The 18,079-nt window shown below is 68.8% G+C and carries 10 protein-coding genes; 6 read left to right on the forward strand and 4 right to left on the reverse strand.

Annotation, left to right across the window (positions count from 1 at the left end; all coding sequences use genetic code 11):
- Positions 1–46: 46 nt before the first annotated feature.
- Entirely contained in the window at positions 47–1,360 is a 1,314-nt protein-coding gene (gene aceA / locus N8K70_RS03175; RefSeq protein WP_394357801.1) for an isocitrate lyase, read from the reverse strand.
- Between the two features lie 144 nt (positions 1,361–1,504).
- Between aceA and N8K70_RS03180 the strand changes: the two genes are divergently transcribed.
- From N8K70_RS03180 to N8K70_RS03190, 3 genes are all read left to right on the forward strand, one after another.
- Entirely contained in the window at positions 1,505–2,965 is a 1,461-nt protein-coding gene (locus N8K70_RS03180) for a helix-turn-helix domain-containing protein (protein ID WP_317140167.1), read from the forward strand.
- A gap of 804 nt (positions 2,966–3,769) precedes the next feature.
- Positions 3,770–4,942: a right-handed parallel beta-helix repeat-containing protein gene (locus N8K70_RS03185; RefSeq protein ID WP_317140168.1), complete on the forward strand. Its 1,173-nt coding sequence runs from the start codon at positions 3,770–3,772 to the stop codon at positions 4,940–4,942.
- 262 nt (positions 4,943–5,204) lie between these two features.
- Positions 5,205–6,515: a hypothetical protein gene (locus tag N8K70_RS03190; protein WP_317140169.1), complete on the forward strand. Its 1,311-nt coding sequence runs from the start codon at positions 5,205–5,207 to the stop codon at positions 6,513–6,515.
- A 53-nt stretch (positions 6,516–6,568) separates the two neighbouring features.
- Here N8K70_RS03190 and N8K70_RS03195 read toward each other — a convergent pair whose 3' ends face one another.
- Positions 6,569–7,510, reverse strand: a complete 942-nt coding sequence (locus N8K70_RS03195) for a glycosyltransferase (RefSeq protein ID WP_317140170.1) — start codon at positions 7,508–7,510, stop codon at positions 6,569–6,571.
- 133 nt (positions 7,511–7,643) lie between these two features.
- Here N8K70_RS03195 and N8K70_RS03200 point away from each other — a divergent pair, with 133 nt between their 5' ends.
- Complete coding sequence (locus N8K70_RS03200; protein WP_317140171.1) at positions 7,644–8,126, forward strand: GtrA family protein; 483 nt, start codon at positions 7,644–7,646, stop codon at positions 8,124–8,126.
- Between the two features lie 182 nt (positions 8,127–8,308).
- Here N8K70_RS03200 and N8K70_RS03205 read toward each other — a convergent pair whose 3' ends face one another.
- Positions 8,309–9,634, reverse strand: a complete 1,326-nt coding sequence (locus N8K70_RS03205; protein ID WP_317140172.1) for an MFS transporter — start codon at positions 9,632–9,634, stop codon at positions 8,309–8,311.
- A 173-nt stretch (positions 9,635–9,807) separates the two neighbouring features.
- Complete coding sequence (locus N8K70_RS03210; RefSeq protein ID WP_317140173.1) at positions 9,808–10,503, reverse strand: FadR/GntR family transcriptional regulator; 696 nt, start codon at positions 10,501–10,503, stop codon at positions 9,808–9,810.
- Between the two features lie 279 nt (positions 10,504–10,782).
- On the opposite strand from N8K70_RS03210, the gene N8K70_RS03215 reads away from it, so the two are divergent.
- Both N8K70_RS03215 and N8K70_RS03220 read left to right on the forward strand, forming a co-directional pair.
- Positions 10,783–16,305, forward strand: a complete 5,523-nt coding sequence (locus N8K70_RS03215; protein ID WP_317140174.1) for a glutamate synthase-related protein — start codon at positions 10,783–10,785, stop codon at positions 16,303–16,305.
- Positions 16,302–18,035, forward strand: coding sequence for a diflavin oxidoreductase (locus N8K70_RS03220; protein ID WP_317140175.1), 1,734 nt, complete (start codon positions 16,302–16,304; stop codon positions 18,033–18,035). The genes N8K70_RS03215 and N8K70_RS03220 overlap by 4 nt, the downstream gene beginning before the upstream one ends.
- The last annotated feature ends 44 nt before the right edge of the window (positions 18,036–18,079 follow it).

Below are 18,079 nucleotides of genomic sequence, written 5' to 3' on the forward strand. Positions count from 1 at the left end.
CTCCTTCGAGGAAGGGAGGATGTGGATGGTCATGCCGGGGTCGGCATCAGTGGAACTGCTCGGACTCGGTGGATCCGACGAGCGCGAGGGTGGCGCTCGAGGGGTTGAGCGCGGTCGACACGTGGTCGAAGTAGCCCGTGCCGACCTCGCGCTGGTGCTTGGTGGCGGTGTAGCCGTCGGCCTCGGCGGCGAACTCGGCGTCCTGCAGCTCGACGTACGCGGTCATGGCGTGCTCGGCGTAGCCGCGTGCGAGCTGGTACATCGAGTGGTTCAGCGCGTGGAAGCCGGCCAGCGTGATGAACTGGAAGCGGTATCCGAGCTCCGCGAGCTCTTCCTGGAACGACGCGATCTGCGCGTCCGAGAGGGCGCGGTGCCAGTTGAAGCTGGGGGAGCAGTTGTAGGCCAGCATCTTCCCCGGGTGCTCCGCGTGGATCGCGCTCGCGAACTCGCGGGCGAGCTCGATGTCGGGCGTCCCCGTCTCGACCCACAGCAGGTCGGCGTAGGGCGCGTAGGCGAGGCCGCGGGAGATCACGGGCTCGATGCCGTTCCGCACCCGGTAGAAGCCCTCGTCCGTGCGCTCGCCCGTCGTGAACGCGCGGTCGCGCTCGTCGACGTCGCTCGTGAGGAGATCGGCTGCGAGGGCGTCGGTGCGGGCGATCTGGATGGTCGGGATCCCGGCCACGTCGGCGGCGAGGCGGGCGGCGTTGAGGGTGCGGATGTGCTGCTTGGTCGGGACGAGCACCTTGCCGCCCAGGTGGCCGCACTTCTTCTCGCTCGCGAGCTGGTCCTCCCAGTGGATGCCGGCCGCGCCCGCCTGGATCATCGAGTGGGCGAGCTCGTAGGCGTTGAGCGGGCCGCCGAAGCCCGCCTCGGCGTCGGCGACGATCGGCGCGAGCCAGTCGCGCGTGACGGAGCCCTCGGCGTGCTCGAGCTGGTCCTGCCGCAGCAGCGCGTTGTTGATGCGGCGGACGACCGCCGGCACGGAGTTCGCGGGGTAGAGCGACTGGTCGGGGTAGGTCTGGCCCGAGAGGTTGGCGTCGGCGGCGACCTGCCAGCCGGAGAGGTAGATGGCCTTCAGCCCTGCGCGCACCTGCTGCACGGCCTGGTTGCCCGTGAGAGCGCCGAGGGCGCGGATGTACTCGTCCGACGTCAGGCGCTCCCAGAGGGTCTCGGCACCGCGGCGCGCGAGCGTCGACTCCTCTCGGACGGTTCCGCGCAGGCGGAGGACGTCCTCGGCGGTGTAGTCGCGACGGATGCCGTGCCAGCGGGGGTCGGCGCTCCACTCGAGGCGGAGGTCGTCGGCGGTCTGCGTCTGGTCGCCGGGGCGGCGACCGCTGTGCTCTGCGGGGGTGCTCATCATCGTGCTCCTCGTCGTCGTTGGCGGCGGGTGCCGCGGGTGTCATGCCATCCACCATCCGTGAAGTTCGCCGGCTCGCAAGGGGATTCGTGTGAAGAATTTCTCTAATACTTCTGCAAACGTGAGGGTTTGTGACATGATCGCGCCATGACCCTCGCGGAAGACCTCCAGGAAGACGGCCCGGACGCCCTCGCCGTGGGGCGGCGGATCCGGCAGCTGCGCGTCGAGCGCGGCCTCACGCTCGACGCGCTCGCCGCATCCGTGGGGCGAGCGCCGAGCCAGCTCTCCATGATCGAGAACGGCAGGCGCGAGCCGCGGCTGTCGATGCTCCGGACGATCGCCAAGGCCCTCGGCGTCGGGCTCGACGCCCTGCTCGAAGCCGAGCAGCTGGACGAGCGGGCCGGGATGGAGATCGCCCTCGAGCGCGCGATGCGCTCGCCGCGTCTGCAGTCCCTCGGGATCGAGCCGTTCCGCATCCCCAAGGCCCTGCCCGACGAGGTGCTGCGGACCCTCCTGCGCCTCACAGGCGAGATCGACCGGCTGCACGACGAGCGTTCGGCGACCCCCGAGGTCGCCCGGCGCGCGAACGTCGAGCTGCGCCACCTCATGCGGCGCCAGGACAACCACTTCCCCGAGCTCGAACGGCACGCACGCGAGCTGCTGGCCGCGATCGACCATCCCGGCGGGCCTCTCACGCAGCGCGCCGCGAGCGACATCGCCGCGCATCTCGGCTTCACGCTCCACTACGTCGCCGATCTGCCGCAGACGACCCGGAGCGTGGCCGATCTGAAGCACGGTCGGCTGTATCTCTCGAACCGCGTCACGGGCGACCCTCGCACGGCCGTGCTCCAAGCGCTCGCGAGCCGTGTGCTCGGGCATTCCGAGCCGACGGACTACGCCGACTTCCTGCGCCAGCGCGTCGAGCAGAACTATCTCGTCGGCGCGCTGCTCATCCCCGAGGCGCACGCCGTCGCCGCCCTCCGTGATGCGAAGAAGCGCCGCGCGATCTCGATCGAGGACCTCCGTGACGCCTATGCGGTGTCGTACGAGAGCGCCGCGCACCGCTTCACGAACCTCGCGACGCGTCACCTGGACATCCCCGTCCACTTCCTCAAGGTGCACGAGTCGGGCACGATCACGAAGGCGTACGAGAACGACGACGTGAACTTCCCGACCGACCGCCTGGGATCCATCGAGGGGCAGATGTGCTGCCGGCGTTGGACGAGCCGTGCCGTCTTCGACGTGGACGACCGGTTCAACCCGTACTACCAGTACACCGACACGGGAAACGGCACCTACTGGTGCACCGCGCGCGTGGAGCACTCGAGCCAGGGCGCGCACTCCGTGAGCGTCGGCGTCCGGTTCGATGACACGAAGTGGTTCGTCGGGCGCGACACGACGCAGCGCGGCGTCTCGCGCCACGCCGTCGAGGTGTGCTGCCGTCGCCCGCCGGCCGAGCTGGAAGCGACATGGCGGGATGGGGTGTGGCCGAACGTCAGCACACCCCGGACGCTGCTCGCGACCCTGCCTTCGGGTGCCTTCCCCGGCGTCGACACGACGGAGATGTACGAGTTTTTGGAGGCGCACGCGCCCGTGGGGGCTGAGTGATGCGAGGGGCGAGGCAGGCCCTGCTGCTGATCATCTCCGGTACCAGCAGGAGCGGCGCGAGGGCGACGGTCAATGGCCCTAGTGCGTGAGGTCACGCTTCTGCTGGTATGTGATCTGTTCGAGGATTGCCCCATGACGCTACTGATGTAGGTCGGGATCGGAGGTTCTTTGGGGGTGATGCTGTGATGAGCCAGGCCGCCTCCTGAAGCAGCGAAGTGGCGAGATCTGATGTTGACAAGCGCACGAGTATCTGTTGCGCTTTCAATGTGTTCTATTCCGCTTGAAGGAGAAAAGTGATGTCTGAGAAAAATCATCAAGACGACGCTCCGATGAGGCCCCCTGTGGGAGGGGTGTCAGATCTGGACTTCGACTCCATCGCCGACGCCACGGATCTGGGAAAGCAGATCGGGCGAGCTGAGTCGATCGAAGAAGTGCTTGGTATTTTGGGAGTATCCGGCAGGACGGGCGCCGCAAATGGGCTCATCTCGACCGAGGTCCAGACGAGAACCGGCGAGGTCTTGAGACTCGCCGATGTCACGCCGGGCTTCGGGGTGTCTCCGTTGGACTACGGAGCTGCGGGAAACGGAACCACAGACGATACTGCGGCCATCCAGGCTGCCGTCAATGCCGCCGGGAGCCAGCCGGTGCTTATTGACAGGCCGTATCGGGTCACGCAGGCGATCACCACGGCGGCAGCCCGGCAGACCTTCCTCGGTGCCGGGGGGGGGGAGACTGATCGCTCAAGCGGCCAGCACTTACCCCAACTGGGGTCTTTACAATGTCATCAAGGTCAATCATGCTCACGTGACGATCCAAGACGTGCACTTCGACGGCGGCGAGTTCGTCATCATCGTCGGCAGGGGGCAGTTGGGCTCCGGTACCACGAAGGGTGCTGACGGGCTCAGTGTCATTAATTGCACGGCGGTCAACTGTGCGGTTTTCGTAGATGCGTGGTACTCCAACCACGTCACCATTCTCGGAAACAATGTCACGATGTACCGGGCGGGGTTCATTGGCCACGGTGGAGAGAGCAACCCGGGATCTTCCAGCTTCATCGATGCTCGCACAAGCATTTTGGCGAACACTCGCGGGATCGTTGCCAACAACATGTTCAGAAGCAGTCTCCTGCCCGCTGGGTTCGGAACGCCGGATGCGGAGGGGAAGAAGAGCACAGGTGTCTTTCTGACGAGCTGTCGAGACTACATCGTCGAGGCCAACTTCGTCACCAGCGTACGCGACGTCGGCATCGACATGGAAGGATGCTTCCGCTGCGCTGTGGTGGGCAACACTGTCGTTGACGCCCATTACGGATGTATCACTACTTTCTACCGGAGCATCCAGTGCTCGATCGTCGCGAACACGATCGTTCAGACTTCGTCGAACACTGTCAACGCATATAGCACCGGTATTCGCGGGGGCATCGTCATGACTCCGAGCGTTACGAGCCCGACGACGACGTACCTCGAGAACGTCCAGATCAAGGACAACCTCATCGTCAATGACCCAGGAAACAGTGCAATGGGTATCGTCGAGGCGGCTCTGACGACCGGTCAGTCGCGTACCAACAAGATGACGGTGGTCTCCGGCAACACGATCCACCAAGGCAAGATCGAGTGGCGTGGATCGGACGACTGCTCTGTCGTCAACAACTCGATCTATAACGGAGCCATTGAGGTGTACTCATGCGATCGGGCCCGAGTCATGGGCAATCAGGTCCGCCGGAAAGCTGACTACGACAGCGGCATTCTCCTCATGCCTCAGACGAGTTTCTCGAATGGCACCGCCCAGCGCTGCGTCATCGCCGGGAACTACGTCTGGCTGCCGAGTGACGCGGCCGGTGCGACCATCAGCGTTGGCGGTGCGACGACGACCTATCGTACGTACGCGGTCGTCGCCCATAACTACATCTCCACAGCCCCGTATGTTCGGGGAGGAGACACGACGAATGTCATCACCGGCAACGTGCTCCTACCTTGACTGACCGTCCTCACAGGCGTATTTGACGGAGTAGAACGTGAGTGCTCGGGGCCAACAGCAGCTTGTCACTCGATCTATCGGTGGCTGGCGTTTCCACGTCGCGCGGCTCTCGGTTTTTCGCGTCCTCGGATCATAGGATCGTCCCGACCATCGGAGCAAGGGGCGAGAGACCGTCTCGCGCCGCCCGAGGCTCTCGCTGCTGACGGATCAGTCGCAGCCGTCGTTTCAAGGAAATGGGAAAGGACATATGGTGACGCCCCCCATGCAGACGCCACGGTGCGCGTGGAAGACATGGGCCGCGCGGATCGGGGCGATCGTCGTCGGCGCCGTCCTGCTGCAGGTCGTCTTCTTCTCCGCCCTGGTGGTCACGGAGAGCATCCCCAACGACCGGATCCTCCAGAAGCTTCAGCAAGACGCGCAGGAGCAGCTCTGGAGCGACGCGAATTTCGTCCCCGACGGCGTGTCCCGGAACGGCCTGCTCGACGCGTACACGGACTGCATCTCCCTGACGACCGGACTCTATGCACAGGAGCTGAGTCCGTTCCAGCGGGCTGTCCGGTATCCCCACCTCGGCAACTGCGAGGAGTCCTTCCAGGCGCTGGAACAGATCGAGCAGGGAGCCCCGTTCGTCCAACGCTTCTATCCGCGGTACTGGGGTGGCAACAGCGTGATCATCCGCCCGCTTCTCGCGATGGGCGGGATCTCCTTGCTCCGCACCGTCGTCCTCGCGCTCGCCGTCGGCTCGGTCGCGCTGCTCCTCACGTGCTCTGCGCGCCGATCCGCGCTCGTACCCGGTGTCGTGATGCTCGTGCCTCTGGCCTTCAGCACGAACATGTTCGCTCAGACCGTCTACGGATTCACTCACCTCCTCGAGTTCGCCGTCGCTGCGTTCATGGCGACCCTGCCGTTCTTCCTGCGTCGGCTGAGACCCTTTCATCTCTTCGCGACCGGGTTCCTCGCGGGCAGTGTGTTCAACTACATGGACTTCCTGCACAACCCGTCGATCGCCTGGTCGCTGTTCGTCTTCTCGTCCGTCCTCGTCACGTTCCGCCGCGGTGTCACGACCTGGCGGCTGGTCGGATGGGCGCTGCTGGCGGTCGCGAGCTGGATCGTCGGCTATGCCTTCACCTGGGGCAGCCGCTGGATGATCGCGGTGCTCTGGGGTGGCGAGACGCTGACGGAGCTGATCGGCAAGATGTTCCTGTGGACCGGTGAAGGCGAGCCTGAAAGAGCGTGGCTCGGCGAATCCAGCAAGACGGCGACGGGGTACTGGATTCACGGCATGCCGTCGGCGCGTATCGTGCTCGCGTTGCTCCTGGTGCTGGCGATCGTCTTCATCGTCCGAGCGGTGCGTTCGCGCGGCAGCGTCTCGTGGCCCTTCCTGGCCGTCGGCCTCGCCACTGCGGCCGTCAATCCCGTGTGGCTCGAGGTCATGTCCGGTCACTCGATCCATCACGTGTTCTTCACGTATCTCGCGATTCCCTTCGGGCTGGGCATCGTCGCATCGACGCTGCTCGTCAGCGGCTGGCCATCGTCGCGCAAGCCGGAGCCCGTCGCCGTCGCGCCGACGTAGACGTCGGCTCTGCACCGTGCGCGCTCCGGCATCTGAGCGAGATCGGCGGGCGTTCAGCGATCGTCGGGGCCGGGCACCGCCGGGTACTGCAGGTAGCTGAGACGGCTCTGTTCGCGCCGTGCGCGCAGCACGCCGTCGAGGATGAGCCCGATGGTCCAGGCGAGCGCGCCGATGAGGCCCAGGCCGACGACGAGGACAGCGGTCGGTATTCGTGGCACGAGGCCCGTCTGAAGGAACTCGACGACGAGCGGCGACCCGAACAGAACGCCCACCAGAACGGAAAGAGCGCCGATCAGGCCGTAGAAGAGCAGCGGCCGTTCGTGCCGCACGAGCTGTCCGATGAGCGAGAGGATGCGGAAGCCGTCGTGATAGGTGCGCAGCTTGCTCGCGCTGCCTGACGGCCTGTCGCGAAAGCCGACGTGCATCTCGGCCTGCGGCGCGCGGATGCTCATGACGTGCACCGTGAGCTCTGCCTCGATCTCGAACTCGCGTGACGACGCGGGAAAGCTCTTGACGAAGCGCCTCGACATGACCCGGTAACCGGAGAGCATGTCGCTCACCTCGGTGCCGAAGACGCCGCCGACGAGCTTGTTGAAGCCGCGGTTCCCCAACTCGTGTCCTGGGCGATATGCCGTCTGCGTCCGCTGGTCGCGCACGCCGAGAACATGATCGTACGGACCTCCCTGCAGGACGCGGATCATCTCCGGCAGTGCGGATGCATCGTAGGTGTCGTCGCCGTCGATCATCACGTAGATGTCGGCCTCCACGTCGGCGAAGGCGCGTCTGATGACGTTGCCCTTGCCTCTGCGTGCTTCGTGTCGTGTCGTAGCCCCAGCTGCCCGCGCGAGTTCGGCGGTTCGATCCGTGCTGTTGTTGTCGTACACGTAGACGCGGATGCCGGGGACGGCGGCCTGCAGATCTGCGACCACCTTCGCGACGGCGAGCTCCTCGTTGTAGCAGGGCACGATCGCGGCGATCACGGGCGACGACGTCATGGCTTCTCTTTCGGCGACGTTAAGATCTCATCTGGCGAGCGAGGCGCCGTACAGGCCCTCTCGAAGCCGACCCAGGCTAGCACGCAGCGTCGAGGGCAACGGTGCTGCGCACATCGTCGCACCGAGGAGTCCCATGCATGCGAGTCGAGCAGCGAGAAAGGCCGGACAGGCCGGATCGTTCCTCGCGATCGGCGGGCTGGCGTTCCTCGTGGACGCGTTCATGTACAATCTGCTCGTCTTCTGGGGCGCCGGCGCCGGCCCGCTCCATGCGTTTCCCCTTCTCGCGAAGATCGTCGCGATCGTCGTCGCCTCCCTGGTGACGTATGCGGGAAACCGGTACTGGACCTTCGCCGATCGGCACCTGCCGCGCCGGTTCTCGCGCTATGCGGCCTTCGCGCTCTGCAACCTCATCGCGATCGGCCTGCAGCTGGGGAGCCTGGCGTTCTCCCGCTACGTCCTGGGGCTCGACGGGATCGTGGCCGACAACGTCTCGGGCACGCTCATCGGGCAGGCGCTCGCGACGGCCTTCCGCTACCTGAGCTATGACCGCTTCGTGTTCCGGCACGAGGATCCTCCGGCCGAGGCCGTCCGGCCTCCAGCAGGCGATCTCGGCTGAGCGGCGGCGTCATCGAGACGTCGGAGAAAGCCGGGGATCCCGCGAGCGCCGGAGCGGAACCGCATCTGTCATCCGGCGTTCGCGGGATCCCCGGTGTTCGGACATGGCGTCGCGGGGATCCGCAGGAGAGATCCGGGTCTTGGCGAAGTGGCCTCCCGTGCTCTTGGCGTGACCTCACTTCTTCACCGCCCGCGTCGAGGCGCCGCGATGGGGTCAGCCTCTCTGCGGCTCCGGTGCCCCCTGCGCCCCGCCTTCCGGGTGAAGCAGAATGCCACGGCTCCGGCGATCAGGAGCGCCGCCGACAGGTAGAAACCCGCCTCGAGGCTGCCCGTGGCATCAGCGAGCGCCCCGGTGACGTACGGCGCGAAGATCGACGACACCATCCCGGCGAAGTTGAAGTAGCCGTAGGCGCGCGAGTACATCGACGGGGGCGTGTTGTCGGCGAGGAACGCGATGAGCACGGGGTCGAGCGCGAGCTTTCCCACGAGGCCGTAGACGACGAGGCCGACGAGCACGAGGGAGTAGTCGCCCGTGAGCGGCACGAGGATCTGGCAGGCCCCGCCGAGGACCGCCATCGTCACGATGAGCGCGCGCGTGTCCTTCAGGCGTCGCGCGAGCATGCTGAAGAGGATCGCGCCGGGGATCGATGCCCAGGGGACGAGGGAGGAGATGACGCCGGTGTCCGACGCGGCGACGTCGCGAGCCTGCTGGAGGTAGGACGGCAGCCACGTGAGCATCGAGAAGAAGCCGTAGAGCGAGCAGAAGATGAGCACGTACGTGAGCACGTGGTTCCGCGTGAAGAGCGCCCGGCTCGACTCCGCCGGCGCCTCGACGCCGCTCGCGGCGAGACGGTCGCGCTCCGCCGCGTGCTCGTCGTCGATCGGCGAGAGCCAGTAGTGGATGAGCGCCGCCACCACGATCGTCGCGCCGCCGAACACGAGGAACAACGTGCCCCAGTGCCATCCGAGCGTGAAGGTGAGGAAGCTCGACCCGATGAACCCGAGGGAGATGCCCACGGCCATCCCGCTGTTGATGATCGCCGCGGACACGCCGCGCCATCGTGGCGAGATGCGGCTGGAGGAGATCCCGTAGACCGGGCTGTAGTACGTCCCCTCGCCGAGGCCCGTGAAGGCGCGCATCGCGAGGAACACGAGGAAGCCGGGTGCCAGGCCGCTCAGGACGGTCCCGATCCCGAAGGCGATGTAGCCGACGACGACCATGCGCACGCGTCCGAGGCGGTCGGCGAGGTACCCCGTGGGGATCTGCATGAACGCGTACGTCGCGAAGAACACCGTCGAGAGGAGCCCGAGCTCGGCCTGCGTGAGCCCCCACTCCTCGCCGATCACGCCCATGACGGGCGAGAGGATGTTCCGGTCGGCGTACATGAACACCCACCCGAGCGAGAAGAGCGTCGTGATGGCGACCGGACCCGGCGAGGCCCGCCGTCTCGGCAGCAGACGCCGTCGCGGCGCGGGATGCGCGGGGGCGGTCGAGGGCATGCGGGTCATGGGGTTCCTCCGGGCCGCGTATTGGTCATACCAATAGGCGAGGCTAGGCGGATCGCCGTGGTCGTTCCACAGCGGAACAGCACGTTTCACGTCCCGGAAACAACATCCTTACCGCCCGCTCACATATCTCCCCGGCGGAGGCCTCCTCGGCGAGGCAGGCCCGCCAGTCGCCGTCAGCGCGCGTCGCGGACGCGGCGTATCACCTCTCCGATCTCGCGGAGGTGGAGCTCCATCTCCTCACCCGCCCGAGCGGCATCGCCCCGCGCCAGCGCGGCGAGGATGCGCTCATGGCCCTCGCGCGAGAGCCGGCGGCCTTCGCCCTCCAGATGGGAGTGGACGCGTTCCTCGACGGTCCAGGAGACGGTGAGCTCGCTGAGCGTCAGGAGCAGCGGATTGCCCGTGGCCTCGGCGACCCCGACGTGGAACGCGATGTCGAGCTGGACCGATCGGTCGGCGTCCGGCTCCTCCTCGGAGGATCGGACGATGTCGTCGAGCCGTGCGAGCTGTGCCGCGGTGATGCGCTCTGCGGCGAGGCGGGCGACCCCCGGTTCCGTCACGGAGCGCAGCTCCGCCGAGTGGTCGGCCTCGTCATCGTGCACCGCGAGCGCGGAGGCGAGGGCGGCGGTGAGGGAGAGCTCCTCCGCGACGCGTGTTCCGCTGCCCTGGCGCCGCACGATCATCCGCGCCTCCTCCAGTCGCGCGAGAGCGTCGCGGACGGCGGTCCTCGACACCGCCATCTCGGAGGCGAGCTGCCGTTCGGCGGGGAGGCGCGCTCCGGGCGGGTAGACGCCGCCGAGGATGAGCCTCTCGAGATGCCGGGCGACGTCGTCGGCGACGGAGCCGCCCGTGCGGCTGAAGGGTGTCGTCATCGGGACGCTCCTGCCGTCGCCGGGTGCGGGAGCCCGACCCGCGGGCTTCAGCGCCATTCTCTCATCGCGCAGGCGATCCGCATCGGGATCCGGGATGCGGGGCCCGTGCGGGAGAGATCCCGACCGGGTCTTGGCGAAGTGGCCCCCTGTGCTTTAGGTTAGCCTGGCCTCACTTCTTCATGCCCGAGTCGAGGTGCCGTCGTCCGCCACAAGCGGCAACGACCGGCGTGCCACCACACCGCGTGCAACGGCGCTCGCGCGGACCCCTCAGGACTCCTCGTGAACGACTTCCCCTTCGGTCTCTACGACCCCTCTGCAGAGCACAGCGACTGCGGCGTGGGCTTCATCACCCGCAAGGACGGCGTGCCCTCGCGCGACGTCATCCTCCGCGGCGACGCCGCGCTGTGCGCCATCCCTCACCGCGGCGGGATGTCGTCGGAGGGCGTGGGCGACGGCGCGGGTGTGAGCATCGACCTCTCGACGGAGTTCTTCCGCGGCATCACGGGGCGCGAGCTCGAGGCCGGGCTCTTCGGCGTGGGGAACTTCTTCCTGCCGGACGACGACGCCCAGGAGCAGGCGGCTCGGGATGTCGTGACGGAGGCGCTCGACGCCGAGGGCCTCCAGATCGTGCTCGTGCGCGAGGTGCCCGTCGACCACTCGGTGACGCGTCCGGCCGCGCGCCGCTACCAGCTCCCCATCCTGCAGTGGGTCTTCCAGGCGCGGGAGGGGGCGACCCGCGCGGACGCCGACCGCGCCGCGAACGCGGCGCTCCTCCGCATCGAGCGCGAGGCGTACGGGCGTCCCGAGTTGAAGGGCCTCTACCCGCTGTCCCTCAGCACGCGTACGCAGGTGCTGAAGGGGCGTCTCAACTCGGGCGAGGTCATCCCGTTCTTCACCGACCTCCTCGACGAGCGCCACTCCGTGCGCACGCTGTACTTCCACACGCGTTTCTCCACGAACACCGAGCCGCATCCGAGCATGGCGCAGCCGTTCCGCCTCATGGCGCACAACGGCGAGCTCAACACCGACCGCAAGAACCGCCTCTCCGACGAGGCCCTCGCCCGGGCTCGCTCCCGCAGCATCGTGCGCCCGCCGGGTCAGTCGGACTCCAGCCGCCTCGACCAGACGCTCCAGAGCCGGGTGTTCGACGACGGGCTCGACCTCGTGGAGGCCGTCGTGGCGCTCATGCCTCCCGCGTGGGAGAACGATGTCACGCTGTCGCAGCCCGTGCGCGACATGCTCGAGTACTTCTCGCTCTACGAGGAGAAGAACGACGGGCCCGCTGCCGTCGTCTTCAGCGACGGCGACGTCGTGGGCGCGCGTCTCGACCGCCTGGGCCTCCGCCCCCTCCGCACGGTCGAGACGGACGACTACCTCATGGTGTCGTCGGAGGCCGGCCAGCTCGAGGTCCCTGACGAGACCGTCATCGCGCGAGGCCGCATCGAGGCGGGCGGCATGCTCTACCTCGACCACCGCACAGGGCGCAGCCACCGCACGCGCGAGGCGCTCGAGATGCTGAGCGAGCGTCGCGACTACGGCGCGCTGCTCGCGGAGGCGCGCGTGGAGATCTCCGCCATCCCCGTGACGGGCATCGAACGCGGCGACGACACCCTCGGATACACGGGCGACCTCTCCCAGGCGGGCCGCTACGTCGCCTACTCGCTCAACCAGGAGAGCTTCCGGTTCATGATGGACCCCATGCTCGCCACGGGCGCCGAGCGCATCTCGGCGATGGGCTACGGCAACGCCATCAACGCGCTCTCCGACCAGGAGGGCGGGATGGCGAAGTACTTCTCGCAGCGCTTCGCGCAGGTCACCAACCCGCCGCTCGACAGCATCCGCGAGGCCGACGGCATGAGCTTCCGCGTCGCGCTCGGCGCGAAGCCCGAGGGGCAGGGGCGCCGCACGCGGCAGATCGTCGTGCCGTCCCCCATCCTGAGCCACCTCGACATGGTGCGCCTCCGCGAGCAGGACGTCACCCCACTGGAGCGCTTCGCCCTCCTGTACGACGCCGACGCGCATGACGGCGAACGTAACGCCGACGCCCTCGTGGCGGCGCTCGACGTGCTGTGCGATGGCGTCGAGCGGTTCGCGCGCGAGCGCGGCGGCATCGCCCTGCTCAGCGACCGCGAGACCGACTCCCGCCGTGCACCGGTGCCGCTCCTCCTCGCCGTCGCGGCGGTGAACCAGCGCCTCATCGCGACGGGCCTGCGCCTCAAAGCCTCGCTCGTCGTCGAGAGCGGGCAGCTGCCGAGCTCCCACCACATCGCCGCCGCGCTCGGCTTCGGCGCGAGCGCCGTCTACAGCCTGAGCGCACGCCTGCGCGCAGAGGAGAAGTACCCGAGCCCCGCGGGCCCCGCGGGGATCGAGACCGACACGGACCAGGCGTTCGCGCGCTTCCGGAAGGCGGCGCTGAAGTCCCTCGGCAAGACCATGGGCCGCGTCGGCCTGTGCACCGTCGAGAGCTACATCGGAGGGGAGTTCTTCGAGCCCAACTACCTCGACACGCGCGACCCCGTGCTCGCCCGCTGCTTCCCGCATATGGCGGCGCCCGTGGGCGGGGTCGGCTTCCGCCGCATCGCCCAGGCCGCGGCGGAGTGGCACGAGCGTGCGCGCTCGGTCGCCGCGGAGGGCCAGATCCCCCTCATCGGCCTCTTCAAGGAGCGGTCGGAGGGAGCCGGTCACTCGTTCGGCACGACGGCCGTCCGCGGGTTCGCGGGGATGACGGAGGAGCCGGTCGCGCTCGGCTCGGGGTCCGACGCCGACGACGGCCTGCGCCTGCTGACGCTCGGCCAGCTCGGCGACGCGTTCGGGCTGGACGACGCCGCATACGCGAACGCCGGATACGCGCAGCTGCCGCCCGAGCGCATCGACGACTTCCACGTGACGCCGGGCTACCGCGACTTCGTCTCCACGACCGAGACCGAGCGCGCGCGGCGCCCGTCCGCCCTGCGCGACGTGCTCGCGCTGCCGGCCGACGTCACGGGGCTCCGCACGGCGGACGACTTCGCGCGTGAGCTCGGCCGGTTCTCGATCGACGGCAACCTCTCCATCCAGGTGCGGGGGATGGCCGTGACGGGCGAGGACGGCGGGTTCGTCCTCAGGCTCGCGCGCGGCGACCTCGCACGGCACGGGGAGCTCGCCGTCTGGCTGCGGGACGCGCATCCGGGAGAGGTCTCCCGCGTGCGCGTGGACGAGGACGCCGTGACCCTCTCGGCGGAGGGGAGCGCGCGGCGGCTGCTGGAGCTGTTCCAGGAGGCGCCCGGATCCATCCCGCTCGACGACGTCCAGCCCGCGCACGAGATCACGCGCTCGCTCGCCTCCGGCGCCATGAGCCACGGCGCGCTCGTCGCGACCGCGCACGAGGCCGTCGCGCACGGGACGAACATGGTCGGCGGGATGTCGAACAGCGGTGAGGGCGGCGAGCACTTCTCCCGCTACGGCACCATCCGCGGGTCGCGCATCAAGCAGTTCGCCTCGGGGCGTTTCGGCATCTGGGCCGGATACCTCGCCGATCCGCAGCTGCAGGAGATCGAGATCAAGATCGGCCAGGGCGCCAAGCCCGGCGAGGGCGGTCAGCTGCCGGCGCCGAAGGTCACGGTCGACATCGCCGCCGCGCGCGGCGGGACGCCCGGCGTCGAGCTCGTCTCGCCGCCGCCGCACCACGACACGTACTCGATCGAGGACCTCGCGCAGCTCATCCATGACTGCAAGGCGGCGCGCGTGCGCGTGATCGTCAAGCTCGTGTCGTCGGAGGGCATCGGCACGATCGCCGTGGGCGTCGCGAAGGCCGGCGCCGACGTCATCAACGTCGCGGGCAACACGGGAGGAACGGGCGCCGCGGCCGTCACGAGCCTGAAGTATGCCGGCCGCTCCGCCGAGATCGGCGTGGCCGAGGTGCACCAGGCGCTGCTCGCCAACGGCCTGCGGCAGAAGGTCGTCCTCCGCTGCTCCGGAGCCCATCAGACCGGCCGCGACGTCGTCGTGTCGGCGCTGCTGGGCGGGGACAGCTTCGAGTTCGGCACGACGGCGCTCATGATGCTCAAGTGCGTCATGGCCAAGAACTGCAACCTCAAGTGCCCGGCCGGTCTGACGACGAACCCCGAGGTGTTCGACGGCGATCCCCGCGCGCTCGCGCAGTACCTCCTCAACATCGCCCACGACGTGCGCGAGATCCTCGCGCGCCTCGGCCTCCGTTCTCTGCGGGAGGCGCGGGGGAGGAGCGACCTCCTCCAGCTGCTCGAGCACCCCGCGAGCGTCGGGCGGCTCGACGTGCGCGCCATGCTCACGCGCGTGCCGGAGAAGGTCGTCGAGGACCCGGTCTACCTCGAGAAGGACTTCTCGGTCGACGACGCGCTCGCCGCCCGCGTGCGCGAGGCGCTCGTCGATCGCGCCGAGCCCTCGGTGCGGATCGACGGCGTCGCCCTCCGCAACCGGAACAAGTCCGTCGGCGGCCAGCTGTCCATCGACGTCGAGCGGATGCTCAACCACGAGCTGCGGCGCGAGGCCGTCGACGCGCTCCCGTCGACGATCCGCGACGACCGCGGGCGCGCACGGCTCGCCGACGGCGCCGTGCGCGTCGAGACGCGCGGGTCGGCCGGACAATCGCTGGGCGCGTTCTGCAACGACGGTATCGACCTCGTGCACACGGGCACCGCGAACGACGGGGTGGGCAAGAGCCAGTCCGGAGGACGCATCGTCGTCCGCACTCCCGGCGGAGGGTCGGCGGAGCGCGGCGGCAACGTCCTCATCGGGAACTTCGCGCTCTTCGGCGCGACGGGCGGACGGACGTTCGTCGAGGGCGAGGCGGGAGACCGGTTCGCAGTCCGCAACTCCGGCGCCACGGCCGTCGTCGAGGGCATCGGCGAGTTCGGCTGCGAGTACATGACGAACGGCGCCGTGCTGAACCTCGGCGGTTTCGGCAAGGGACTCGGCAACGGCATGAGCGGTGGGTTCCTGTACCAGTACGACCCCGACGGCGGGCTGTCGGGGAAGGTCAGCGCCGACTCGCTGCTCGTCTTCCCCATCGCCGAGAGCGAGGAGGCTGCCTTCCACGAGGAGGCCGTGCTCCTGCTGCTGCGCTGGCACCTCGACGCGACGGGGTCAGACCTCGCCTCCCGCCTCCTCGACGACTGGGAGACGACGCGTCTGAGGATGTTCTGCGGGATGCCTCGGGCCCTCCTGCTGTACCAGGACGCGGACCAGATCCTCGCGGCCGCATCGCGGAGGGAGCTGCTCGACGAGCTGGCGACGTCCGTCGCGACCGACCGCCTGCGTGCGTTCAAGCTCGACTACCGCGACCACCGGATGGTCGTCGGCGGCCGCGCTCCGCTCGCGGGCGACCAGGGGGCGTCCGACATGTTCGCGCTGCTCAGCTCGTTCACGATCCTCAGCGTGGCGAAGGAGATCGCGCGTGAGCGCGTGCCCGGCGCCCTGGGCCCCGACGACCCCCGCGTCGACGACGCGGTGCGCAGGATCATCCTCACGGAGGACTTCTTCGTCATGCAGAAGGTGGTCCGCTACCTGCGCGACGCCCTCGAGCGGTTCGACGACGCGGAGCTCGCCGCCCTCATCGCGGCCAAGCGCCTCGACGACTACAAGCGGTCGCTCGCGCTGCGCAACGTGCGCGGCAGCGACGCGCCGGCGACGTACGGGTGGATCCTGCACCAGGACCGCAAGAACGCCGGGCGAACGGACCCGTCGCGCTTCGACGAGATCATCGCGACGGCCTCCCTCGACGACCTCGCGCGTTCCTGGCAGGGCGCGCAGGATCTCCCGAGCACCCACGGAGCGCTCGCATGAACGTCCTCATCCCCTCCGACGCGCCGTTCACGCTGCAGCAGCAGGCGTGGCTCGACGGCTTCTTCGCCGGACTGCAGATGCGCCGAGCCGACGAGCCGGAGGCGCCCGTCGCGACGCTCACCGTCGAGGTCCTCTACGGGACGCAGACGGGCAACGCCGCCTTCCTCGCCGAGCAGCTCTCGGCGTCGCTTCGCACGAGCGGGCTCGGTGCGAACCTCGCCGAGCTCGACGCCGTCGGGGTCGAGCAGCTCGCGAAGGCGACGCATGTCGTCGTCGTGACGTCCACGTACGGCGAAGGCGAGATGCCGGACGACGCCGAGCTCTTCTGGGAGGCGCTCAGCGCGGAGGACGCGCCCCGTCTGGAGGGCCTGCGCTACGCCGTCCTGGCCCTCGGCGACAGCGGATACGACGACTTCTGCCAGGCGGGGAAGCTCATCGATCTGCGTCTCGAGCAGCTCGGCGCCGTCCGTGTCGCGCCGAGGGCGGACTGCGACGTCGACTTCGAGGAGACGGCGCTCGCGTGGTCGGCCGACGTCGCGGCCATCCTCGCGGCGGAGGCCCCCGAGGGCGCGGCTGCCCCCGCCTCCGTGCCCGCGCCTGTCGCTCCGGCCCGGGCGCGCTTGCCGTGGAACCGCCGCACCCCCTACGGATCACGCCTGGCCGTCAACCGCGTGCTGTCGAGGCTGGGGAGCGCCAAGGAGATCCGCCACTACGAGCTCGAGCTCGGAGACAGCGGAATCGAGTACGCGGCGGGAGACGCGCTCGCCGTCGTCCCCCTGAACGATCCCGCGCTCGCGCGGAGGATCCTCGACAGGCTGGGCCTGCGTGCCGGCGACGACGCCGACGGCGCGACGCTCGAGCAGCGCATGCGCGAGGACTGGGAGATCCGCACGCCCTCGAAGGACCTCATCGCCGCCATCGCCGAGCGCGACCCGGAGAGCGAGCTCGCCGAGATGGTGCGGCGCGACGACCGTGAGGCGATGGACTCCTGGCTGTGGGGGCGCGACCTGCTCGACCTGCTCGAGGCGAGCCCCGGCGTGCGGTTCGACCCCGTGGAGCTCGCGGGTCTCCTGCGCCCGCTGCAGGCGCGCCAGTACTCGATCTCGTCGAGCCCCCTGCAGAGCCCCGACCGCATCCACCTGACGGTCGCCTCGGTCCGGCACGGCGACGACCGCGTGCGCGAAGGGGTCTGCTCGACGTTCCTGGCCGATCGGCTCTCCGACGACGACCTCGTCGGCATCTACCCCCAGCCGAACGCCGCCTTCAGCGTCCCCGACGACGGCGAGACGCCGATCGTCATGGTCGGCCCGGGAACGGGCATCGCGCCGTTCCGCGGCTTCCTGCACGAACGCGCGGAGAGCGGCGCGACGGGCGGGAACTGGCTCTTCTTCGGCGATCAGCACCGCGCCACCGACTTCGTCTACGAGGAGGAGCTGCAGGAGCTGGCCGACCGCGGCGTCCTGACACGCCTCGACCTGGCATTCTCGCGCGATCAGGCGGAGAAGGTTTACGTCCAGACCCTCATGCGCGAGCGCGCCGCAGAGCTGTACGCCTGGCTCGAGGAAGGGGCGTCCTTCTACGTCTGCGGTGACGCCTCGCGGATGGCGAAGGACGTCGAGCGCGCCCTGCTCGACGTCGTCGCACAGCAGGGAGGCGTCGACGCGGACGGCGCTGCCGAGTATCTCGCGCAGCTGAAGCGCGAGAAGCGATACGTGAGGGACGTGTACTGATGGTCGACGGCGGACGGTGCGGGCACCACGGCGACGCGAGGGAT

Origin of the sequence: Microbacterium sp. AB, assembly GCF_032878875.1 — a bacterium.
Lineage (GTDB): Bacteria > Actinomycetota > Actinomycetes > Actinomycetales > Microbacteriaceae > Microbacterium > Microbacterium betulae.